Source organism: Pseudomonas sp. FP1742 (assembly GCF_030687145.1).
Lineage (GTDB): Bacteria > Pseudomonadota > Gammaproteobacteria > Pseudomonadales > Pseudomonadaceae > Aquipseudomonas > Aquipseudomonas frederiksbergensis_D.
The window spans coordinates 933,411-955,813 of record NZ_CP117460.1 but is presented as its reverse complement, the minus strand read 5'-3'; the positions used below and the strand labels follow the sequence as shown (position 1 = coordinate 955,813).

Sequence of the window (22,403 nt, the reverse complement as noted above, 5' to 3'; positions counted from 1 at the left end):
CATAAATGTCGACTGTTATGCCGCCTTCGCGAGCAAGCCCGCTCCCACATTCGTCCGGTGTTCGCTCAAACGATTGTTGCCAGCCTCAAACCGGCTGCAACTTACGCTCAAACACTCCCACCCCATCCAGATCCCGCAGCACAACGCCCAACTCCCCAGTCTGCCCATTGATATTCACCTCGCCAAAAAACTGAAACCCGGCAAACGGTGAGGTGTTCTGCGCCGGTGGTGCCTTCTGGAACACCACTTCGGGCCCGAAGGTTTTATCCAGCGTATTCGGCCCGAAGCTCCCCGCATTCAATGGCCCCGCGACAAACTCCCAGAACGGCTCGAAGTCCTGGAACGCCGCGCGGTCGGGGTGGTAATGGTGCGCCGCGCAGTAATGCACATCCGCCGTGAGCCAGACGAAATTGCGCACCTGCTGCGCCCGCAGAAAGCCGAGCAATTCAGCGATCTCCAGTTCACGGCCCTGAGCCGGGCCCGGATCACCGTTGGCCACCGCTTCCCAACGCGCCACACCGGGGCTGACTTCGCCGTCGGGTACGCCGAGGCCGATAGGCATGTCGGCGGCGATGACTTTCCATTGAGCCTGGGAGCCTTTCAATTCACGTTTGAGCCAGTCCAATTGTTCGCGACCGAGAAACGGCTTGGCGGCACCGAGGTTGTCGTCGTTGGCACCGCGATAGCTGCGCATGTCGAGCACGAACACATCAAGCATCGGCCCGTAACTCAGCTTGCGATAAATCCGCCCACCACCGTCGGCGCTCTGTAAACGCATCGGCGCATATTCCAGCCAGGCCTGCCGCGCGCGGCCCACCAGGCTGTGGATATCTTTGCTCTTGTAGCGATCATCCAGTTGCTTGCCCGGCGACCAGTTGTTTACCACTTCGTGGTCGTCCCACTGCCAGATCTGCGGCACTTCGGCATTGAAGCGGCGGATGTTTTCGTCCATCAGGTTGTAGCGGTAATTGCCGCGATAGTCGTCGAGGGTTTCGGCGACTTTGCTCTTGGCTTCGCTGGTGATGTTGCGCCATACCCGGCCGCTTTCGGTGGTCAGTTGCGCCGGCACCGGGCCGTCGGCGTAGATGGTGTCGCCGCTGTGGATAAAGAAGTCCGGCAGGCGCAGACGCATGGCTTCGTAAATGCGCATGCCGCCGATGTCCGGGTTGATGCCGAAGCCCTGGCCGACCGTGTCGCCACTCCAGACGAACCGAATATCCCGCCGAGCGCCGGGCACACTGCGCAGATGGCCGAACCAGGGTTCACTGGCGACACCGCTCTGGGCGTCTTCGAACGTCACACGGTAGAAAATCGCCTGATCAGCGGGCAGGCCGGTGAGTTCGACCCGGGCGGTGAAGTCAGTACGGGCATCGGCCAACGGCGAGACGAATCGACGCGGGTTGCTGAACAGGCTGCGGGTGTCCCATTCCACCACCATCCGCGCCGCGCGGTCGCTACGGCTCCAGATCATCGCCCGGTCGCCCAGCAAGTCGCCGGACTGCACGCCATCGGTGAGTTGCGGCCGATCCTTGACCGAAGCGATCACTGCCGGGGCCAGGCCGGGCAGCAACAACCCGGCACCCACGGCTTGCATGACACGACGGCGGCCGAGGTCGAATTCGCTCATGGTGCTCTCCCTGAAAAAGGGAAACTAAAGCATGGCTGTATGACTGCGGCATGACACAAAAGTCTGCCGATGCTGCAGATCCCTTGTGGGAGCGGGCTTGCTCGCGAAGACGGTTTAACATTCAACATTAATGCTGACTGTCAGACCACTTTCGCGAGCAAGCCCGCTCCCACAGGGTTTGGCGTCTTTTGTCTTTAGGCGTTGGCCGGTTCCAGCGCCAGTTCCACTGTTTCCGGCCGCTTGAGCAGCGCATACGCCACCGCCGTCAGCAAACTCCCGGCCACGATCGCCAGCAGATACAACAGCGCATGGTTGATCGCATTCGGAATCAGCATCACGAACAAGCCACCGTGGGGCGCCATCAGTTTGCAGCCGAAGTACATCGACAACGCGCCGGTCAACGCGCCGCCAGCGATGCTCGCCGGAATTACCCGCAGCGGATCTTTGGCCGCGAACGGAATCGCCCCTTCGGAGATAAAGCACAGCCCCAGCACCAGCGCCGCTTTACCGGCCTCGCGTTCCGTCTGGGCGAACTTGCGCCGGGCAATGAACGTGGCGATACCCAAGCCAATCGGTGGCACCATGCCGGCGGCCATGGTCGCGGCCATCGGTGCATAACTCTGCGACGCCAGCAGCCCCACCGAAAACGCGTAAGCCGCTTTGTTGATCGGCCCGCCGAGGTCGACGCACATCATCCCGCCCAGCAGCACACCGAGCAGAATCGCGTTGGTAGTGCCCATGCTGTCGAGGAAGTGGGTGAGCCCCGCGAGCATCCCGGCCACCGGTTTGCCGACCACATAGATCATCACCAGACCGGTGAACAAGCTCGCCAGCAACGGGATGATCAGGATCGGTTTCAGCGCCTCAAGGCTCTGCGGCAAACGCGCATAGCGATTGATCGCCTGGGCCGCATAACCGGCGATGAAACCGGCAATGATCCCGCCGATGAAACCGGCGCCCAAGGTGCTGGCCAGCAAACCACCGATCATCCCCGGCGCCAGGCCCGGGCGGTCGGCGATCGAGTAGGCGATGTAACCCGCCAGCAGCGGCACCATCAGTTTGAACGCGGTCTCGCCGCCGATCTGCATCAGCGCCGCCGCCAGCGTGCCTTGCTCCTTGAACGCGGTGATGCCGAACACGAAGGACAAGGCGATCATCAGACCGCCCGCCACCACCATCGGCAACATGTACGACACACCGGTCAACAGGTGCTTGTAGATGCCGGTCTTCTCTTGCTTGGCCGGGCCTTTGGCACCGGTCGCGGCGCTTTCCTGCTTGCCTTCGGCCAGGGCTTTGTTCAGCGTCGCTTCGGCCTGTTTCAGGGCGATGCCGGTGCCGCAGCGATAGATTTTCTTGCCGGCGAAACGCTCGGTGGCGACTTCGATGTCGGCCGCCAGCAGCACCACGTCGGCATCGGCAATCGCCTCTGCGCTAAGCGGATTGCGCGCACCGACCGAGCCCTGGGTTTCCACTTGCAGGTCGTAGCCCAGACGCTTGGCCGCTTGCTGCAAGGCTTCGGCGGCCATGAAGGTGTGGGCGACGCCAGTCGGGCACGCAGTGACGGCCACCAGCCGTGGCGCATTTTTAACCACGGCAGCCGGTTCGGCGGCGGCTTTGGGCGCGACGTAAACCTCGGCCTCTTCTACCCCACGACGCAGCACCGCCTCGACATCTTGCAGGGCCTGGGCCGGGGTGCTCTGGAACACACGTTTACCGACGAACCGCGACATATCCACAGGCGCGCTAGTGACCAGCAACACCCACTCGGCGGCTTCGATGGTCGCGGCCGACAGCTGGCGTTCCGGATGGGCTGCGTCAACGACTTCGACACTGGTGCTCCAGCCCTGACGCTGGGCCGCTGCGTCGAGCAGACGAGCGCACAGCACACTGGTGACCATGCCGTTCGGGCAGGCCGTAACAATGGCTAATTTCATTGCAAACCCTCTTATTGTTCTGTCAGGGGGCGCAGGCGCACGCCCTGTTCGAGGTGCGCCAGTTGCGCGGCGTCACCGATACCAAAACCGATCTGGGTGACGGCCATGGCGGCAATCGCGGTGGCGGTGCGCAAGGTTTGTTCAGGCGTATCGGCACTGAGCAAACCGTGCAGCATGCCCGCCAGCAGCGAATCCCCCGCACCGACGGTGCTGACCACGCTGACCTTGGGTGGCGCGGCGTGCATGGCCGAGCCGACACTGAACCAGTTCACCCCGTCGGCACCGTCGGAAATCACCACGTGTTCGATGCCATGGGCGTGTAAACGGCTCGCGGCCTCGGCCTGGGCGGTCACGGAAACCACCTCGCAATCCAGTGCTTCAGCCAGCTCTTCGGTGTTGGGCTTGATCAGCCACGGGCCGGCCGAGAGGCCAGCACGCAAGGCTTCACCGCTGGTGTCGAGCGCTACTTTCAAACCGCGCTTTTTCAAGCGCTGGATCAACTCGCGCAACCACTGAGGATTGACGCCACGGGGCAAACTGCCGGCCACCACGACCGCGTCATGCCCTGGGGCGATCTGGTCGAGCCGATCGAGCAAGGCTTGCTGCGCCGCTTCACTGATTCTCGGTCCCGGACCGTTGATGTCGGTGATGCGCCCATCGCTTTCCGCCAGTTTGATATTGCTGCGCGTCTCGCCGGGAACGCGGATAAACGCATCGGTAAAACCACGTTTGGCGAACAGGGTCTCGAATGCCTGAAGGTTCTCTTCCCCGAGAAATCCGCTGACGGTCAGTTGATGCCCAAGGTCTGCAAGAACCTGCGCCACGTTCACCCCTTTGCCGGCGGCGTGGGTGTGCATTTCATCGCTGCGATTGACTTGACCGGGTACAAGTAGCGGCAGCTGAACGGTGAGGTCCAGTGCAGGGTTGAGGGTCAGGGTTAAGATCTTGGCCATTACAGGGCCTCCACTAATGCGCGGACTTCGTTCGCGCTGCCCACGGCCAGGGCCTGTTGGGCAAGGGTTTGAGTCTGGGTCAGGCTGAGCTCACGAATGCGCGCCTTGACCTCGGCAATGCTGCGGCCCGACACGCTCAACTCATCCACACCCAGGCCCACCAGCACCGGTACCGCCAGCGGATCGGCCGCCAGCTCACCGCACACACCGACCCACTTGCCATGAGCATGAGCCGCACGCACGGTGATGTCGATCAGTTGCAGCACCGCCGGGTGCAAGCCATCAGCCTGGGCCGACAAAGTGGGGTGACCACGGTCGATGGCCAGGGTGTACTGGGTCAGGTCGTTGGTGCCGACGCTGAAGAAATCCACCTCTTTGGCCAGCACCGGCGCCAGCAACGCGGCTGATGGCACTTCGATCATGATCCCCAGTTGCAGGTCCGTGACCGGGATTTCCAGACGCAGACGCTCGGTCATGTCCCGGGCCTGGCGCCACTCATCGACGCTGCCGACCATCGGGAACATGATCCGCAAGGGACGGTTATCCGCCGCACGCAGCAAGGCGCGCAATTGCGCCTCCATGACCTGCGGGCGTTGCAGGGTCAGGCGAATGCCACGCACGCCGAGGAACGGGTTTTCTTCTTTGGCGATCGGCCAGTACGGCAGCGGTTTATCACCACCAACGTCGAGGGTGCGCACCACCAGCGGTCGGCCGGCCAGGCCATCGAGGACGCGACGGTATTCGACTTCCTGGGTGGCTTCGTCCGGCGCTTGCGAGTGGGCCATGAAAATCAGTTCGGTGCGCAGCAGGCCAATGCCTTCGGCGCCCTGCTCCACCGCGCTGGTGACGCCGGCGCTTTCGCCGATATTGGCGAATACTTCCACGGGGTGGCCGTCGGTGGTCAGCGCCGGTTGATGGCGTTGTTCAGCGGCGGCTTTCAGGCGCAGTTCGCGGGTGTCGCGTTCTTCGGTGGCGCGCCGCAGGGTCGCGGCATCGGCGTCCACGTGCAGGCGACCGCGTTGACCATCGATCAACAGTGGCGTGCCCGGTTTCAGCAGCAACACGGCGGCGCCGGCGCCCACCAGCGCTGGAATACCCAGGGCTCGGGCGACGATCGCACTGTGGGCGGTGGCACCACCGCGAGCGGTGAGAATGCCGGCGACGCGGGCCGGATCAAGGCGCGCCACGTCGGACGGACCGACTTCGTCCATCACCAGAATGTACGGTTGCTCAGGCTCGGCCTGGGTTTCGACGCCACTCAATTGCGCCAGTACCCGACGGCCAATGTCGCGCAAGTCGGCGGCACGTTCGGCGAGCAACGCGTCCTGCAGAGATTCCTGTTGTTTGGCGGCGGCTTCGATCACCGTCATCCATGCCGCTTCCGCGCTTTCGCCTTGTTTAAGACGGGTTTCGACTTCGTCGGTCAGTTCCGGGTCGTCGAGCATTTCCTGATGGGTAATGAAAATCTCGCGAATCGCCTTGGCCTTGCTGCGCTCGATCAGGCCTTCGATGTCGCGACGCACATCCGCCAGTGCTTGCTTGAGACGGTCACGCTCGATGGCGGCAGACTCGCCGCGCAACGGGTAATCGATGACTTGCAGCACTTGAACATGGGCCGGGCCAATTGCGATCCCCGGTGCTGCGGCAATTGCCTGAATCAGGCTGCCGGACGCCGGCGCGAGCAGCACTTCGGCAACCTCGGCGAGCACTTCGCGCTGTTGGCTCACGACAGGCAGCGGCTCGATTTCTTCACCGAGGCCTTCTTCGATGGCCGCCAGCAGGGCCGGCAAAGCGTCGGCGGCAATGGTCGGTTCGGCGATGAATTCCAGCACCTGACCACGACGGGCGCCGAGGCTGAGCAGCTTGCTCAAACTCTTCACCGACACCGCACTGTCGTGACCGTCGACGATGCGCACACGGATCTCGCCTTCAAAGCTTTTCGCCAGTTGCGCGAGGATCTTCGCCGGACGCGCATGCAAACCGTGGGCGTTGGCCAGGGCAATGCGTGCGCTCGGCCAATCCGCCGGCACTTCACCGCCGAGGACTTCCAGCACCGCGCGGCTGCTGGTGGCACGGCCCAACTCATGGCCGCGACCTTCAATCAGCAACGCGCAAAGACGTTCGAGCAGCGCCTGGTGGGCTTCACCGAGGCTGGCCAGGCAGAACAGACCGCTCAATGGCTGACCGAGGTAGCGTATGGGTTTGTCCGGCGTGACAAAGGCCAGGCCCGGACGCTTCACCGTTTGTTCGCTGTGCAGCCACCACAGGCCATCGCCCAGTGGCAGCGCTTCGACCTGCTGCAAGACGCCGGCAAAACCATTACTCACGCAATCGGCTTGCCGCAGCAGACGGGCACCGCGCCAGACCAGCTCTTCGAAGTCATCGGCGGACACGCCCAAGCCGATCATCTGTGCGTCCAGCGCCAGCTCTTGCGGCGCGCCTTGCAGCAGTTTCAGCAAGGCTTCGGCGGAACTGGCGCGGCGCAGGGCCTGGCCCAGATCGGTTTCGCCGAGGGCACGGGTCAGCAGTTGCAGCAGGCGCAAGTGTTCATCGGATTTGGCGGCGATACCGATGGCCAGATAAACGATCTGGCCATCGCCCCAGTCCACGCCGTCAGGAAACTGCATCAGCCGCACGCCGGTGGCGAATACCTGATCGCGGGTTTCCGGGGTGCCGTGGGGAATGGCAATACCTTGGCCGAGAAAGGTCGAGCCCTGGGCTTCCCGGGCCTGCAAGCCCGCGAGGTAACCGTCGGCCACCAGGCCATCGGTCACGAGTCTGTCAGCGAGCAATTGCAGGGCGGTGGCTTTATCCACAGCCGACTGGCCCATGGATATCTGCTCTATGGTGAGCTCGAGCATGCTTTCTCCTTTTTGGCGCCGTGTGACGCCAGGTATTGTTTTGATTGATTCAGCTTAGGCGCTTGAGACCGCCTTTTCAGGGGCAGTTTTGGCGGTTTCGCGGCAGAACCGGCTAAAGCGACCTATAACGTAGAAAATACGCCTGCTGAAACGTTTAATCTAGAATGTTAGGCACGTTACTCGATAATGTCTCATCCTTGAAGTCCAATTGTCGGACGGGCTGCGACAATGGTCTCCTGCCTGAATCGGGTAGGATTGGCGAAAATGTGGCGACACGCTCGAAAAAACAAGGAATACCGGGTTGAAACTCAGTGATATTGCACAGTTGGCCGGCGTCTCCGTGACCACCGCCAGTTATGTCATCAACGGCAAGGCCGAACAGCAGCGCATCAGCAGCGCCACCGTCGAGCGCGTGCGGGCGGTGGTCGAGCAACATGGCTTCACACCTAACCCCCAGGCCGCCGGGCTGCGCAGTCGCCACACCCGCACCCTGGGGTTCATTCTGCCGGACCTGGAAAACCCCAGTTACGCGCGAATCGCCAAACTGCTTGAGCAAGGCGCCCGGGCGCGCGGCTATCAGCTGCTGATCGCCAGCTCCGACGATGCGCCGGACAGCGAACGGCAATTGCTGCAACTGTTCCGCGCCCGCCGCTGCGATGCGCTGATCGTCGCCAGTTGTCTGCCGGCCGGCGATGACAGTTATCGCCAGTTGCAGGCCAAAGGCATTCCGATCATCGCCATCGACCGGGTGATGGAGCCCGAGCACTTCTGCTCGGTGATCAGCGACGATCGTGAAGCCAGCCTGCACCTGACCCGCAGTCTGCTGGACCCGCTGCCCAAGCAGATCGCACTGATCGGCGCACGCCCCGAATTGAGTATCAGCCAGGAACGGGCGGCAGGCTTCAAGGAAGCGCTGAACGGCTTCAAAGGCGAGGCGCTGATCGAGCACGGCGAGTCGTTCAGCCGTGAGTGCGGCAAACAATTGATGGAAGAATTGATTCAGCGTCTGGGCCATTTGCCGGATGCGCTGGTGACCACGTCCTACGTGCTGCTTCAGGGCGTGTTCGATGCCTTGCACGACTTCCCGCTGAAAACCCGTCCACTGCGCCTGGGCACCTTCGGTGATACACAGTTGCTGGATTTCCTGCCGCTGCCGGTCAACGCCATGTCCCAGCAGCATCAACTGATCGCCGACAAAGCGCTGGAACTGGCATTGGCGGCCATCGAACAGGCCGAGTACCAACCGGGCGTGCAGGCCATCGCGCGGACGTTCAAGCAGCGTATTCGTCAGGACTGAGCCGTGGAACTGATCGACACCCACACTCATCTGGATTTTCCGGATTTCGACGTAGATCGTCAGGCGCTGCTGGCCGAAAGCCGCGCCCTTGGCGTGCGGCGGATGGTGGTGCTGGGGGTTTATCAGGCCAATTGGCAGCGGGTCTGGGAGCTGGTGCAAAGCGACCCCGATCTGCACGCGGCGTTCGGTTTGCACCCGGTGTATCTGGATGACCATCGCCCTGAAGATCTGACCGGACTCGGTGACTGGCTGAGTCGATTGGCGGGCCATCGCCAGCTATGCGCGGTGGGCGAGATCGGCCTGGATTACTTCATCGAAACCCTGGATCGTGAACGCCAGCAAGCGCTGTTCGACGCCCAACTGCAACTGGCAGCGGACTTCAACCTTCCAGCATTGATTCACGTACGACGCAGCCACGCGGCGGTGATTGCCACGCTCAAACGGTTTCGCTTGAAACGGGCGGGGATCATTCATGCCTTTGCCGGTAGTACGGAAGAGGCTCGCGAATACATCAAGCTCGGTTTCAAACTCGGCCTCGGCGGCGCCGCGACCTGGCCGCAGGCCCTGCGCATGCACCGGGTGATCGCCGGTTTGCCCCTTGAATCGGTGGTACTGGAAACCGACTCACCGGACATGGCCCCCGCCATGTTCCCCGGCCAGCGCAACAGCCCGGCTCATCTGCCGGCGATCTGCGAGGCACTGGCTGCCCTCATGGCGATCAGCCCCGAACAACTGGCTGCCGCCAGCACGGCCAATGCGTGTGAGCTATTCAACTGGTAATCCGCCGATTCACACAACACCTGTGGGAGCGGGCTTGCTCGCGAAGAGGGCGTCACATTCAGCATTGATGTGACTGATACACCGCTTTCGCGAGCAAGCCCGCTGCCACAGTAGATCTGCTGCCAGGCATCAAACCCGGAACGCGCTGATCAATTGCTTGAGTTCCACCACCTGCACCGATAACGCCCGGCTGGCATTTTCGGTCTGGTGCGCGCCTTCGGCGGTTCGCTCGCCGGCACGGTTGATCTCGACGATGTTCTGGTCAATGTCGTGAGCCACGGCGGTCTGCTGCTCTACAGCGGCGGCGATCTGCTGGTTCTGGTCGACAATCATGCCGACGGCGCCGAGGATGTTTTCCAGCGCCTGCTGGACCTTTTCCGACTGCCCGACCGTGCCGCTAGCCATCTGATGGCTGGTGCCCATCGCCTTGACCGCCGCACCGACACCGCTGTGCAACTTGGCGATCATCTGCTCGATTTCTTCAGTTGATTGCTGGGTGCGTTTGGCCAGGGTCCGCACCTCGTCCGCCACCACCGCAAAGCCACGACCTTGCTCGCCCGCGCGCGCGGCTTCGATGGCGGCGTTGAGGGCCAGCAGGTTGGTCTGCTCGGCAATGCTCTTGATCACTTCCAGTACGCGGCTGATGGACTGACTGTCGCTGGCCAGTTGATTGATCACCCGCACCGATTGATCAATCTCACTGGCCAGTGCCGCGATACTGCCCTGCTGGGATTCCACCAGTGCGCGACCGCTGATGGTCTCGTCATTGACGCTGTGGGCGCTGCTGACGGCCGCGGAGGCACTGCGCGCCACCTCCAGGGAAGTGGCCGACATCTGGTTCATCGCGGTGGCGACCTGTTCGATCTGCGTACGCTGCCCCGCCACCGCCTGGTTGCTCTGGGCCGACACGCTTTCAACCTGCCCGGCCTGGCGTTCGACCTCGCTGACGGTCTGGCCCACGCGCTCGATCAGGTCATGGATTTTCTTCACGGTGCCGGTGAACACCTCGCCCAGCTCCCCCAGTTCATCGCGACTGTTGGCGCTGAAGGTCACCGTCATGTCACCGGCCGCCACCTTGTCCATCACCGCGCCAAGACGCTTGAGGGTGGTGCGGGTCGAGGCGTAGAACCCGCCATAGAGGTAAAAAATCAACACAAATACCAGGGCCAGCGCCACCGCCTGCAAAACCATATGGGTGCGGTGCTGCTCCAGCCGCTGCTGCAACTGGGTACCGAGAAACTTCAGGGTGGCTTCATTGAGTTGGTAGGTCTGGTCCATCAGGCCCGTGACCTGATCGTAAAAGGCCTGCCACGGCGCATCGAGGGTGTCGGCCATCACCACTTGTTCTTCGAACAGTTCACTGGCCTTTTTCAGGGAGGCCTTGCTGCTTTCTGCCTGAGCAGCCAGGGTTTCGTGCGCCGCCTTGCTGGAGCCCAAAGCGTCCTGCAATTTCAGACCGTACTCGGCTTGCAGTTTTTCGATCTGCGCCAGCAACTCATCGAAACGGGTGCTCGACGCCGAATTGAGAAAGCCCTGCCCCAGCGAGTAAGACCCCATCGCCCGGCCTTCGCCGAGCGTCTGGGTGACGGCCGGCGTGACGTTGGTAATGAGTTCGCTCAGCTGACGCATGTCGCTCTGGCTGTCGCGGCTCAGGCCGGCCTGACTGGCGATGATCTGGCTGAAAATCTGCGCATTGCCGAGCAACTTGCCGATCAGCGCACTTTTGCTTTGCAGGGAGTGTTCCGCTTGCTGGGCCTTGAACGCGGTGATCATTTCATCGCGTTTGCTATCGAAAAACGTGATTTGTTCCGGGTCAGTGGTCATCGCCGCCAGCCCTTGCAAACGGGCCAGAACGCTTTGCTCCAGGGCGCTGATCGTCGATTCGACATTACCGGCCTTGCCGGACTGCCCAAGGGTGACGTTGATCTGTACCAGATTGTTCAGGGTTTCCAGGTCACGGCGCAGGCTCAGGCCGCTGCCCAACAGATCGAGGCTCTGCAATTCGACCCGCGTGCCCTGGAATTCGCGATAGGAATCACGCACCAGATAGAAGTTGGTTACCAGCATCGGCACGAGGAACAGCACGCTGATCAGGCTGAACTTCATGCCGAAGCTCAGGCGGTTCATCAGCGCGACGGCGGGATAGAGCAAGCTCTTCACTGTGAAGTCTCCCTTTGATTTCTTATTTTTATTGGCAGGCGCGCAGAGACAGCAGATAGCCACTATTGGCGCCGTCTCTGTATAGCCTAAATCGGAGGGAGGTTTTGTAACTTAAGGTTAACGGCGGGGTGCCTTTTCTTCGGACAGAAGATGCCCTTTCAGGCAAGTGATATCCCTGTGGTGAGGGGGCTTGCCCCCGTTCGGCTGCGAAGCAGTCGTAAATCCAGACAACACGATTGTCTGGACTGACGCTGGGGACGCTTCGCGACCCAACGGGGGCAAGCCCCCTCGCCACAAAAGCGTTCGCCGTAGATTGGAGTCAGGACAAAACAGTCCACAACGCAAAACCGGCATACCAAAGCACCGCCGCGCGCAGCAGCAGTTCCCAGATCCGGTCCAGGCTATTGATGCCGTCCGGGCCGACCACCGGCGCCGGAATTTCACCGGCCACCAGCCCGACTTTCTCGATCAGTTGAGCGGCGCTGATGTTCCAGTTCAGCAGCTCATGCAGCATCACCCGGCTGACCGCGACAAAGTTGCCGACCAGCGCAAAGCTCGCCGCCAGCAGTCGCACCGGCACCCAATCGAACGCATGACGCAGCTGCGCGGCACGTTCGACCACGGCCGGGTTTTGCCCATGCTCTTCGGCCAGCGCCAGCAGTCGATAGCTCAGGGCCGCCACCGGGCCCAGCAGGAAGTACCAGAAGATCACCGCGAAAAAGCTCTGATAGGCCTCCCACAGCAAATGCCCTTGTACCCGCTCCAGCAACTGCTCGCCGCTGTCGGCGCAGATATCCAGGTCGCGCTTGGCCACATGGGCGGCGGCTTGCAGGTCTTCCCGGCGCCAGGCGTCGCGAAACGGCCCGAGGCCGGCCAGCAGATCACCGCGGCCCAGGCTGTAAATCACCACCAGCAGGTGCACCGGCAACGCCAGCAAGCCGTAGGCTACCGGCTCCAGCACCAGCAACAACAAACCCAGCAGCGCCACCGGCAACAACACCAGCACCACCAGAACCAGCCATGGGCGGTTGACCATGCGTGGGCTGGCTTCAAGCTTGTTCAGCTCGCGCACCCAACCGCCGTCACGTTGAACCCGATGGCGCAGGGCCGAGAATTTTTCGATCCACACTGCCAGCAGCAGCACCAGAAAACTCATTGTCGCTCCTCTTCTTCCTGAGCGGCTTTTGCCAGAGCCGCGCGATAACGTGCCCAGTCAAACGCCGGTCCCGGATCAGTCTTGCGCCCGGGTGCAATGTCGCTATGCCCACAGATGCGTTGCGCGGTGATACCCGTGAAGACGCTTTGCAACTGTCGGGTCAGGACCGTCAACACTTGATATTGCGCATCGGTAAACGGTAGATCATCCGTGCCTTCAAGCTCGATGCCCACGGAAAAATCGTTACAGGTTTCCCGTCCTTCGAAACACGAAACGCCGGCGTGCCAGGCGCGCTCAAGACAAGAGACAAACTGAGTGACGGTGCCGTCACGTTCAATCAGAAAGTGCGCAGACACCCGCAGGTCGGCGATTCCTGCAAAGTAGGGATGTTCCGTGACATCCAGACGATTCTGGAAAAACTCCTGCACCTTGCCGGTCAGAAACTGCGCAGGCGGCAGACTGATGTTGTGGATCACCAGCAGGGAAATTTCGCCCTCGGGGCGCGCATTGAAGTTGGGCGAGGGGCAAATGCGCACACCCTGACACCAACCGCTCGCGGGGTCCAACTGCATACAGGTTCCTTCAACGACGACTGTGTTGGCGCCCAGTATGCCGTGATAGACCCTCGACGCGCGATCACTTGCCGCGATTGAGGCGCCGCAGGTTGCCCAGCACCGACTCCAGCGCCCGGTCGAACAGCAAGGTGTCGTCCAGCGTTCGTACCGCGCCGCGCCGGAACTCCAGGGCCAGACTGGTACGGCTGTGCTCCAGCACTTTCATCCCGGTGCGATCGACGAAGATGTACTTGCCGATGGTTTCAATGATCGCCGCCAGCTTGCAGCGCAGGGTGTGTTCCTCGTCTTCCTGAAACTCGACCCAGCACCCCGTGCGCAGTTGATCGACCTGCCGCAGCGCGACATCGTCCTGCGGCAAACGCATCGAGCCCGTCTCGACCGGGCCTTCGTCAGCAGTGCGAAGTACAATTTCCTGCTGCACTTCGACCATCATCGGCCCTTCAACAGGCGTGCGGTCCTGGAGCGGAGGTTCGAACAGTTGAACGTGCAGAACTTCCAGCTCGCTGAAAAATTCGCTGGTGGCGAAGGGATCGAACGCGGAGCTGTTCAGCCCATTACGCAACGACTTGAGCAACCCTGGCACCAGCGCAAACAAGCGCAGGCTCGCGTCGGGTTCGTCATGGCGCTGCACGCTCCAGATCAACTGCTCCATGGTCTGTACATCGGCGTGCCATTCGACAGATTGATCACCGTGTTTGAGGCCGGTCAGCAACAGCACTTTGCTCCAGGCCTCCTGGACAAACACCACCACGCTGTGTGGCAGCACCTTGCCCACCAACGCCTGGTTCAACGCCTGCTCGACACGCTGGCGCGCCAGTTCGGTTCTGGCGCGGCCCTCTTCGGCGTCACGGGTGCGCTGCTCCAGTAATTCGCTGCGACGGCGCTCGTCACTGGTGAAGGCGAGAAAATCCGCCAACAGTTCGGAAAAGATCGCCGGGTCATCGACAAAGTCGTTCAACAAACGCTGCACCACCTGCTCGATGCGCAGGTACAGGCTGTCGCGCTGATGGTCATCGCACTCGCCCCACCCCATGGCCGCCGCGGCGATTTCGTTGAGCAAGCGCCGGGCGGGATGGCTGCTGCGGCTGAAAAAGCTCTTGTCGAGCACCGCGACTTTCAGCATCGGGATCTGCAAGCGACCGATCAGCGCCTTGAGGGAGTCCGGCAGGTTGCGGTCATCGAGGATGCATTCGAAGAGCATGGCGATCAGGTTGATCACGTCTTCGTCGGCCCCTCCTACCACACGCGACTTGCCGCTTTTGACACTGCCCCGGGTCAGCAGCAGTTCAAGCTGGTTACGCAGATCGAAGTCGTCCTGGGCCGCCAGCGCCGGCACGTATTGCTGCAAATGCGAGAGCAGGCGTAACAGGTCGCGAGTGGAGATGGGCTGAGCCTGGGCACTGGCCTCCAGAGTCGGCGAAACGCTGCCACGCACATGGAGCAGCAACTCCTGCAATGCGGCGAAGACTTCCTGCACGCCATCGTCAATCTGAGGACTACCGCCGCTCCCTTCTGCCTCGACAAGGTCGGCATGGACACTGGCTGCCGCACGATCGGTGGCTCGTCGCGCCGGAGCGGGCTTGAGGCCCGGCAGCACACCGGTGGCGATCAGCAGTTGATTGGCTTCTGCGTAAAGCTGATCAGCGTTGCTGAGCACATAGCGCTCGAACAGCTTGAGGATGATCAGCTTGACCTTGATCTCCATCCCCAGGTTGCGCCCGGCCTGCAGGAAATACTCGCAGAGCAGCGTCGGTCCCATGGGGTTGTGCTGTTCGACCAACGTCTTGCCCAACAGCGTGCTGAGTCGGGCAGTGAGCTGGTCGAGGGCGAAACCGTCGCGGTTCAACACTTTGCCGACCATGCCCTCCACCGCCACATTACGCTCCATGTCGTCGTGGGATAGGGGCGCCGAGGTATCGAAAACCAATGCCCGGGACAATCCAGCCTGAGAGGTGCCCAGGCTGAGAAAACCCTCGAGGAACTGCTCGAGAAAACCGCGCTCGATATTTTTACGCTTGAGGCGCAAATCGCGCATGGCTTCGAAGAAGATGTTCTGCTCGACATCGTTTCGGGCCCGGTCGGCCATTTCGAACAGGGTGTCGTCGGCGTTATCGAACAGGTCCTGCAAACCCTGCCTGAGCTGTTGAGCCGCCTTGTCGCGCACCTGAAGCAGAATCACGGGCAGGCGGGCGAGCAGCGACTGAGTCGCCTGGTCGGTAGTCGCCTTGTGCAAAGGCACTACATTCCCGTCGTTGTGCATCCAGCCTCCTGAAACGGTGATTCTTCGGTTAACGTCAAAGCCATGACGTCAAATGTAAGGCGGATTATCGACAAAAGCCCCCCCTTGTGCCAGCAGACTCTGCGCCTCAACAAGGAATAGACGTTTATGAGTGACCCTTGCTTAGCCCCCATTGCTCGCACGAATCGACCAAAGGCAGGTTTGCAAACGACGGGATGGTTGTTGATGCCTTGGGTTGCCTTGCGCCATGGCCCTATAATCGGGCCACTTTGTTTGTGGAGCCCGTTATGCCGAATCTACGTCTCGCCGATTTGACCGCCGAAATCGAAGCCAACGTGCGCCGTGCGTTGCTCGAGGATATCGGCAGCGGCGATATCACTGCGCAGCTGATCCCGGCAGAACGCCTGGCCAAAGCCACCATCATCACCCGCGACGCCGCCGTCATCAGCGGTACTGCGTGGGTTGATGCCGTGTTTCGGCAGCTGGATCCGCGGGTCGCCGTGCACTGGCAAGTGAGCGATGGCGAACGGGTAAAGCCCAATCAGGTGCTATTCCACCTGGAGGGTCCGGCACGCTCGCTGCTCACCGGCGAACGCAGCGCGCTGAACTTCCTGCAACTGCTTTCGGGCGTGGCCACGCGTGCGCAGTACCTGGCGGATTTCGTCGCCGAAACCCAGGTGAAGTTGCTCGATACCCGTAAAACCCTGCCGGGGCTGCGTCTGGCTCAGAAATACGCCGTGACCTGCGGCGGTTGCCATAACCATCGCATCGGCCTGTATGACGCCTTCCTGATCAAGGAAAACCATATCGCCGCCTGCGGGGGCATTCCTGAGGCTATCGCTGCCGCGCACAAGATCGCTCCGGGCAAACCGGTGGAAATCGAAGTGGAGAACCTGGCCGAACTCAAGGAAGCCCTGGCGGCGGGTGCCGACATCATCATGCTCGATGAACTGAGCCTGGATGACATGCGCGAAGCCGTGCGGCTGAATGCCGGCAAGGCAAAACTGGAGGCCAGCGGCGGTATCAACGAAAGTACGTTGCTGCCGATTGCACAAACCGGGGTGGATTACATTTCGATTGGTGCAATGACCAAGGATGTGAAGGCTGTGGATCTGTCGATGCGTTTAAGCCTCTGATCGAGAAAACGCCCGTTTCATATGTGGGAGCGGGCTTGCTCGCGAAAGCGGTGAGTCAGGCGACAATTACGTCGACTGACACACCCTCTTCGCGAGCAAGCCCGCTCCCACAGGTCAGACCACCAGATTGTTCATCTCGCAGTACTCTTCCCACTCGACACCCAATACCTCGGCCGCCTCCTTGTGCAGTGCCAGGCGCGCAGCCTCGAACTCTTCCGGGGTTGTGGTGTACTTGAGGGTCAGCTCCCATGGCTGCAAGCCCTGGGCTTCTGCCTCATCCTCGAACGCCCACTGGATCTGGTCTTTCTGATCGTCGGCAGGCAAGTCCTTGATCTCTTCCAGCAACTGGGGCGCGTCCAGCACGTACTTCTTCAGGGCCTCTTCGTGCCTGGCTTCCTGGGTCAATTCTTTAACAGTCATGGCGTTCTCGCTGATCTGGGGAATGGAAGATGGATCTGGATCATCAAGGATCTCTCTGACGCAAAAAACCGTCTAAAGCCCGGTTTGTCTGGCCTTCAGAACCATTCGGGATCATCTGAAAACTGCTGGGCGATGCTCATGCAGGCATCGAATATAGGACGTTTTGCCGATGATTTACACGGCTCTTTACATCTATCCCACAAAAAGCTGCGTGCAAGAGGAGCTGGCGACCTCGGGAACATAAATCCAAACCCCAAGTCATAGCGATGTGCCACATCGGCACTTCACAAGGAACCCCAGTGATGCGCAGTTTTTCGAAGCTTTCATCTACCCGGCTTGCAACCGCTGCCCTGCTGCTCGGCAGCCTGACATTGGCCAGCGCTGCTCAAGCGGCTGTCGAAGTGACCTCCGACCCTTCGCTGTATTCCGACAAAATCTCCGCCCTGCACAATTCTCTCGGCAAGGACACGCTCGTCAGAACCAGCGTCAGCATCGATGATCTGGAAAATCTGCAAAAAACCGTGAAGGCCAATGCCTCCGAACTGGAAAGCCAGAAGCGCACCATCAATGAGCAAGCCCGCCAGATCGAAGAACTCAAACGCAATAGCGGTTCCAGCTCAAGCTCCAGCAGCAAGGAGATTGACGATCTCAAGCGCACGGTGAATGAACAGGAACGCGACCTGAATAATCTCAGCAAGCAAGTGGAAGAGCTCAAGCGTAACAGCGGCTCCAGCTCAAGCTCGAACAACAGCGAAATCTCCAGCCTTAAACGGGAGATCAGTGATCAGGATCGCGCGATGGATCAGCTCAAGCGCACCGTCGAGGATCTGAGCAGAAAGGTGAAATAAGCGGGGAAAGTGGTGCCCGAGACAGGAATCGAACCTGCGACCTTCGCGTTACGAGTGCGCTGCTCTACCGGCTGAGCTACACGGGCTGTGGCCTAAAGCTAGCACTGGCTTCAGGGTCCGGCAACTTCGCGCACCGCAAAATCGAAAGATCTTTGTGCACAAAAAAAAGCCCCGCCGTTTTCACGGCGGGGCATTTTTCATAACGTTGAAGCGGTCAGGCGCGGAGGGAATTAAACGCCCGAAGCCTTGGCTGCTGCTACGTCTTTGATGGACAGCTTGATACGGCCGCGGTTGTCCACGTCCAGTACCAGTACTTCCACTTCCTGGCCTTCTTTCAGGATGTCGGTCACTTTCTCAACGCGAGCGTCGCTCAGCATCGAGATGTGAACCAGACCGTCCTTGCCCGGCAGGATGTTGACGAATGCGCCGAAGTCGACGATGCGCTCAACTTTACCTACGTAGATCTTGCCGATTTCAGCTTCAGCGGTGATACCCAGAACGCGCTGACGTGCCGCTTCAGCCGCTTCCTTGGTTTCGCCGAAGATCTTGATCGAGCCGTCGTCTTCGATGTCGATCGAAGCCTTGGTCTCTTCACAGATCGCACGAATGGTCGCGCCGCCTTTACCGATGACATCACGGATTTTGTCGGTGTCGATTTTCATCGCGATCATGGTCGGAGCGTTTTCCGACAGTTCGGTACGCGACTGGCCAATGATCTGGTTCATCTGGCCGAGGATGTTCAGGCGCGCTTCCAGGGCTTGGCCCAGAGCGATTTCCATGATTTCTTCGGTGATGCCTTTGATCTTGATGTCCATCTGCAGCGCGGTCACACCCTTGGCGGTACCGGCTACTTTGAAGTCCATGTCGCCCAGGTGGTCTTCGTCGCCCAGGATGTCGGTCAGGACGGCGAATTTCTCGCCTTCTTTAACCAGACCCATGGCGATACCGGCAACCGGTGCCTTCATCGGCACACCGGCGTCCATCAGGGCCAGGGAAGCGCCGCAGACCGAAGCCATGGAGCTCGAACCGTTGGACTCGGTGATTTCCGACACGACACGGATGGTGTACGGGAACACGTCGGCAGCCGGCAGCATGGCCTGAACCGAACGACGGGCCAGACGGCCGTGACCGATTTCGCGACGACCAGCGCCACCCATGCGACCACACTCACCTACCGAGAACGGAGGGAAGTTGTAGTGCAGCATGAACGGGTCTTTTTTCTCGCCTTCCAGGGTGTCCAGCAGCTGTGCGTCACGGGCAGTACCCAGAGTCGCGACTACCAGGGCCTGAGTTTCGCCACGGGTGAACAGTGCCGAACCGTGGGTCTTTGGCAGAACGCCGACTTCGATGCTCAGCGGACGTACGGTCTTGGTGTCGCGACCGTCGATACGTGGCTTGCCGTTGACGATATTTTCGCGAACGGTGCGGTATTCGATTTCACCGAAAGCCGCTTTGACGTCAGCGGCGGACGGCTGGCCTTCTTCACCGGACAGCTTGGCAACCACCTGGTCTTTCAGCTCGCCCAGACGTGCATAACGGTCGGCCTTGACGGTGATGGTGTAAGCCTGGGAGATCGCTTCGCCGAACTCGGCGCGGATAGCCCCCAACAGAGCGGTGGCTTCTGGCTGTGGAGCCCAGGTCCAGGTCGGTTTGGCAGCTTCGGCGGCCAGTTCTTTAACCGCGTTGATCACCACCTGGAACTCGTCGTGAGCAAACAGTACGGCGCCCAGCATCTGGTCTTCGGTCAGCTCTTTGGCTTCCGATTCAACCATCAATACGGCTTCCGAAGTACCGGCAACGACCATGTCCAGGCTCGAAGCTTTCAGTTGTTCGTAAGTCGGGTTCAGCAGGTAACCGGTGCTTTCGTGGAACGCAACGCGGGCAGCGCCGATCGGGCCATCGAAAGGAATGCCGGAGATAGCCAGCGCAGCCGAGGTACCGATCATCGCAGCGATGTCCGGATCGGTCTTCTTGCTGGTGGAAACGACGGTGCAGACAACCTGCACTTCGTTCATGAAGCCTTCAGGGAACAGCGGACGGATCGGACGGTCGATCAGTCGGGAAGTCAGGGTTTCTTTCTCGGAAGGACGGCCTTCGCGCTTGAAGAAACCGCCAGGGATCTTGCCGGCAGCGTAAGTCTTTTCCTGGTAGTGAACAGACAGTGGGAAGAAGCCCTTGCCTGGATCGGCTTGTTTGGCACCGACTACGGTCACCAATACGCTGACGTCGTCGTCAACGGTGACCAATACTGCGCCGGAGGCCTGACGGGCGATACGGCCAGTCTCGAGGGTAACGGTCGACTGACCGAACTGGAATTTTTTGATTACCGGGTTCACGGTGTCCTACCTTCTTTGTGGCTCTTGGGGGAACTTGTCTTCTTGCGAAATTCTTGGGCAACGCCGGGAATCGGCCCGACTCCATTGTCCAGGGTAAAGCTGATATCCAGATAAAACTTGAGGCTGGGAGCCTGCCATGCGCTGGCGGGAAACCCGCTGACGCACGACAGACAACCAACCTCTAGCGCAATCGCTTATTAGCGACGCAGACCCAGGCGAGCGATCAGAGCGCTGTAACGGCTCACGTCCTTGCCTTTCAGGTAGTCCAGCAGCTTACGACGCTGGTTAACCATGCGGATCAGACCACGACGGGAGTGGTGATCTTTACCGTTGGCCTTGAAGTGACCTTGCAGTTTGTTGATGTTGGCGGTCAGCAGTGCAACTTGCACTTCTGGCGAACCAGTATCACCAACGGCTTGCTGGTAGTCAGCTACGATCTGAGCTTTTTCTTGAACGTCGAGAGCCATGAGGCAATCCTTTTATCAGGAAACCATCCAGGGGACGGTTTCAACAGGCCAGGGACAAATCCCTGTATCTATAAATGAGTAGTGACCGTGCCTGTTGACAGCCACCCTCGCCAACCTGCTGTTACACAGGCTGGTTTCGGTCATTCTGACCGAATCAGTCGACGTGGCGCGATGCGCCCGTCTTCGCTCACTTCACCGATACCGATGAAGCGACCGTTGTGATCCTGTACCCGCACCATGCCGAACTTCGGTGCATCCGGGGCACGTACCGGCTGGCCGTTGAGCCAGTAGAACGCGCTCGCTTCCGAGAACTGCAACAGTGGCCAATCCAGCAGGCCGCTGTCCGATGGCATCAGGAAGCGGTCGACCGCTTCATTGCCGCCTTCGGCATGTACCGCTTCCAGCTCTTCCAGAGTGACGGTCTGCGCAAGCGTGAAAGGCCCGGCCTGGGTACGTCGCAATTCAGCCACGTAAGCGCCACAACCGAGTTGCTCACCGATATCCTCCACCAGGGTACGGATATAGGTGCCTTTGCTGCAATCCACCGCAAGCCGCGCAGTATCACCCTCAAAGGCCAGTAATTCCAAGCGCGCAATAGTAACAGAACGCGGTTCACGCTCCACTACTTCACCTGCACGGGCCAGTTTGTACAGCGGCTGCCCGTCACGCTTGAGCGCCGAGTACATCGGTGGTATCTGACTGATTTGCCCACGAAATTTCGGCAGCACAGCTTCGATATCGGCGCGACCAACGGTCACCGGACGCTCCAGCAAAACTTCACCTTCGGCATCCGCCGTGGTGGTGGTCTTGCCCAGTTGCGCCAGGGTTTCATAACCCTTGTCGGAATCGAGCAGGTATTGCGAGAACTTGGTAGCCTCGCCGAAGCACAACGGCAGCACACCGGTGGCCAGCGGATCGAGGCTGCCGGTATGCCCGGCCTTCTCGGCATTGAGCAACCAGCGGACCTTCTGCAACGCCGCGTTGGAAGTGAACCCCAGCGGCTTGTCGAGCAGGATGATGCCGCTGACGTTACGACGGATACGTTTGACCTGAGCCACCGATTACTCCTTGGCGTCTTCGGGTTCAGCCGCTACCGGGTGCTGATTGTCTTCAGCCACCGCACGCTCGATCAGCGCCGACAGATGCGCGCCACGCACAACGCTTTCATCGTAGTGGAAGTGCAGCTGAGGAACACTGCGCAACTTCATTTCGCGAGCCAACTGCATCCGCAGGAAACCGGCGGCGGAGTTGAGCACCTTGATGCTTTGCGCGATATCTTCGGCGCTGTCCTGCCCCATCACGGTGATGAAAATCTTGGCGTGACCGACGTCACGGCTGACTTCAACAGCGGTAATGGTGACCAGGCCGACGCGCGGGTCTTTGACTTCACGACGGATCAGCTGTGCCAGCTCACGCTGCATCTGATCGCCGATACGTTGGGTACGGCTATATTCTTTTGCCATGTCTTGTTACCTGTTACTGCCCCACGGTGAAACCCGAAGGGTCTGAAAGCGGCAAACGCCCGGCCTGACAAAAGCCAGACCGGGCGTTGCGTTTAGAGTCCGACTGATGCGCCGCGCAATTGCATGCGGCTGGCCATCACGGCTCTTGAAG

General features: G+C 60.6%; 17 protein-coding genes and 1 tRNA gene. 4 read left to right on the top strand and 14 right to left on the bottom strand.

Annotated features, from left to right (window positions below):
• Nucleotides 1-85: 85 nt before the first annotated feature.
• The 4 genes from PSH64_RS04120 to ptsP all read right to left on the bottom strand — a co-directional run bounded on the left by PSH64_RS04120 (nucleotide 86) and on the right by ptsP (nucleotide 7,375).
• Nucleotides 86-1,627, bottom strand: coding sequence for an alkaline phosphatase (locus tag PSH64_RS04120; RefSeq protein WP_305480043.1), 1,542 nt, complete (start codon nucleotides 1,625-1,627; stop codon nucleotides 86-88).
• A gap of 194 nt (nucleotides 1,628-1,821) precedes the next feature.
• Nucleotides 1,822-3,561, bottom strand: coding sequence for a PTS fructose-like transporter subunit IIB (locus PSH64_RS04115; RefSeq protein ID WP_105340022.1), 1,740 nt, complete (start codon nucleotides 3,559-3,561; stop codon nucleotides 1,822-1,824).
• An 11-nt stretch (nucleotides 3,562-3,572) separates the two neighbouring features.
• Nucleotides 3,573-4,514, bottom strand: a complete 942-nt coding sequence (gene pfkB, locus PSH64_RS04110) for a 1-phosphofructokinase (protein WP_305480042.1) — start codon at nucleotides 4,512-4,514, stop codon at nucleotides 3,573-3,575.
• Nucleotides 4,514-7,375: a phosphoenolpyruvate--protein phosphotransferase gene (gene ptsP / locus PSH64_RS04105; protein ID WP_105340020.1), complete on the bottom strand. Its 2,862-nt coding sequence runs from the start codon at nucleotides 7,373-7,375 to the stop codon at nucleotides 4,514-4,516. Before ptsP ends, pfkB begins: the two co-directional genes overlap by 1 nt.
• Before the next feature lie 301 nt (nucleotides 7,376-7,676).
• Between ptsP and cra the strand changes: the two genes are divergently transcribed.
• Both cra and PSH64_RS04095 read left to right on the top strand, forming a co-directional pair.
• The gene (gene cra / locus PSH64_RS04100; protein ID WP_105340019.1) at nucleotides 7,677-8,672 is read left to right on the top strand and encodes a catabolite repressor/activator; all 996 of its coding nucleotides are present in this window, start codon (nucleotides 7,677-7,679) and stop codon (nucleotides 8,670-8,672) included.
• A gap of 3 nt (nucleotides 8,673-8,675) precedes the next feature.
• The gene (locus PSH64_RS04095; RefSeq protein ID WP_305480041.1) at nucleotides 8,676-9,452 is read left to right on the top strand and encodes a TatD family hydrolase; all 777 of its coding nucleotides are present in this window, start codon (nucleotides 8,676-8,678) and stop codon (nucleotides 9,450-9,452) included.
• A 129-nt stretch (nucleotides 9,453-9,581) separates the two neighbouring features.
• On the opposite strand, the gene PSH64_RS30380 is transcribed toward PSH64_RS04095, so the two are convergent.
• The 4 genes from PSH64_RS30380 to PSH64_RS04075 form a co-directional block, all read right to left on the bottom strand.
• Entirely contained in the window at nucleotides 9,582-10,286 is a 705-nt protein-coding gene (locus PSH64_RS30380; RefSeq protein WP_370694473.1) for a methyl-accepting chemotaxis protein, read from the bottom strand.
• 1,645 nt (nucleotides 10,287-11,931) lie between these two features.
• A complete protein-coding gene (ampE, locus tag PSH64_RS04085; protein WP_105340016.1) occupies nucleotides 11,932-12,768 on the bottom strand; it encodes a regulatory signaling modulator protein AmpE in 837 nt (278 codons plus the stop codon).
• Nucleotides 12,765-13,340: a 1,6-anhydro-N-acetylmuramyl-L-alanine amidase AmpD gene (gene ampD / locus PSH64_RS04080; RefSeq protein ID WP_305480036.1), complete on the bottom strand. Its 576-nt coding sequence runs from the start codon at nucleotides 13,338-13,340 to the stop codon at nucleotides 12,765-12,767. Before ampD ends, ampE begins: the two co-directional genes overlap by 4 nt.
• Before the next feature lie 64 nt (nucleotides 13,341-13,404).
• On the bottom strand, nucleotides 13,405-15,603 hold the full coding sequence (locus PSH64_RS04075) for a DUF1631 domain-containing protein (RefSeq protein ID WP_105340014.1): 2,199 nt from the start codon (nucleotides 15,601-15,603) through the stop codon (nucleotides 13,405-13,407).
• 266 nt (nucleotides 15,604-15,869) lie between these two features.
• On the opposite strand from PSH64_RS04075, the gene nadC reads away from it, so the two are divergent.
• Entirely contained in the window at nucleotides 15,870-16,718 is an 849-nt protein-coding gene (nadC, locus tag PSH64_RS04070) for a carboxylating nicotinate-nucleotide diphosphorylase (RefSeq protein ID WP_305480034.1), read from the top strand.
• Between the two features lie 114 nt (nucleotides 16,719-16,832).
• On the opposite strand, the gene PSH64_RS04060 is transcribed toward nadC, so the two are convergent.
• Nucleotides 16,833-17,138: a DUF6388 family protein gene (locus PSH64_RS04060; protein ID WP_030128074.1), complete on the bottom strand. Its 306-nt coding sequence runs from the start codon at nucleotides 17,136-17,138 to the stop codon at nucleotides 16,833-16,835.
• Between the two features lie 302 nt (nucleotides 17,139-17,440).
• Between PSH64_RS04060 and PSH64_RS04055 the strand changes: the two genes are divergently transcribed.
• Entirely contained in the window at nucleotides 17,441-17,986 is a 546-nt protein-coding gene (locus PSH64_RS04055) for a hypothetical protein (protein WP_305480032.1), read from the top strand.
• A gap of 10 nt (nucleotides 17,987-17,996) precedes the next feature.
• On the opposite strand, the gene PSH64_RS04050 is transcribed toward PSH64_RS04055, so the two are convergent.
• The 5 genes from PSH64_RS04050 to rbfA form a co-directional block, all read right to left on the bottom strand.
• Nucleotides 17,997-18,072: transfer RNA gene (locus PSH64_RS04050), tRNA-Thr, on the bottom strand.
• A 144-nt stretch (nucleotides 18,073-18,216) separates the two neighbouring features.
• Nucleotides 18,217-20,322, bottom strand: a complete 2,106-nt coding sequence (gene pnp / locus PSH64_RS04045) for a polyribonucleotide nucleotidyltransferase (protein WP_305480030.1) — start codon at nucleotides 20,320-20,322, stop codon at nucleotides 18,217-18,219.
• 197 nt (nucleotides 20,323-20,519) lie between these two features.
• A complete protein-coding gene (gene rpsO / locus PSH64_RS04040; RefSeq protein WP_011332409.1) occupies nucleotides 20,520-20,789 on the bottom strand; it encodes a 30S ribosomal protein S15 in 270 nt (89 codons plus the stop codon).
• Between the two features lie 140 nt (nucleotides 20,790-20,929).
• Complete coding sequence (gene truB, locus PSH64_RS04035; RefSeq protein WP_007933551.1) at nucleotides 20,930-21,847, bottom strand: tRNA pseudouridine(55) synthase TruB; 918 nt, start codon at nucleotides 21,845-21,847, stop codon at nucleotides 20,930-20,932.
• A 3-nt stretch (nucleotides 21,848-21,850) separates the two neighbouring features.
• A complete protein-coding gene (gene rbfA, locus PSH64_RS04030) occupies nucleotides 21,851-22,252 on the bottom strand; it encodes a 30S ribosome-binding factor RbfA (protein WP_030128077.1) in 402 nt (133 codons plus the stop codon).
• Nucleotides 22,253-22,403 lie beyond the last annotated feature (151 nt).

Coding starts and splice junctions, on each gene's coding strand:
- PSH64_RS04120 (WP_305480043.1), bottom strand. CDS start 1,627: ATGAGCGAATTCGACCTCGGCCGCCGTCGTGTCATGCAAGCCGTGGGT.
- PSH64_RS04115 (WP_105340022.1), bottom strand. CDS start 3,561: ATGAAATTAGCCATTGTTACGGCCTGCCCGAACGGCATGGTCACCAGT.
- pfkB (WP_305480042.1), bottom strand. CDS start 4,514: ATGGCCAAGATCTTAACCCTGACCCTCAACCCTGCACTGGACCTCACC.
- ptsP (WP_105340020.1), bottom strand. CDS start 7,375: ATGCTCGAGCTCACCATAGAGCAGATATCCATGGGCCAGTCGGCTGTG.
- PSH64_RS30380 (WP_370694473.1), bottom strand. CDS start 10,286: ATGTCGGCCACTTCCCTGGAGGTGGCGCGCAGTGCCTCCGCGGCCGTC.
- ampE (WP_105340016.1), bottom strand. CDS start 12,768: ATGAGTTTTCTGGTGCTGCTGCTGGCAGTGTGGATCGAAAAATTCTCG.
- ampD (WP_305480036.1), bottom strand. CDS start 13,340: ATGCAGTTGGACCCCGCGAGCGGTTGGTGTCAGGGTGTGCGCATTTGC.
- PSH64_RS04075 (WP_105340014.1), bottom strand. CDS start 15,603: ATGCACAACGACGGGAATGTAGTGCCTTTGCACAAGGCGACTACCGAC.
- nadC (WP_305480034.1), top strand. CDS start 15,870: ATGCCGAATCTACGTCTCGCCGATTTGACCGCCGAAATCGAAGCCAAC.
- PSH64_RS04060 (WP_030128074.1), bottom strand. CDS start 17,138: ATGACTGTTAAAGAATTGACCCAGGAAGCCAGGCACGAAGAGGCCCTG.
- PSH64_RS04055 (WP_305480032.1), top strand. CDS start 17,441: ATGCGCAGTTTTTCGAAGCTTTCATCTACCCGGCTTGCAACCGCTGCC.
- rpsO (WP_011332409.1), bottom strand. CDS start 20,789: ATGGCTCTCGACGTTCAAGAAAAAGCTCAGATCGTAGCTGACTACCAG.
- rbfA (WP_030128077.1), bottom strand. CDS start 22,252: ATGGCAAAAGAATATAGCCGTACCCAACGTATCGGCGATCAGATGCAG.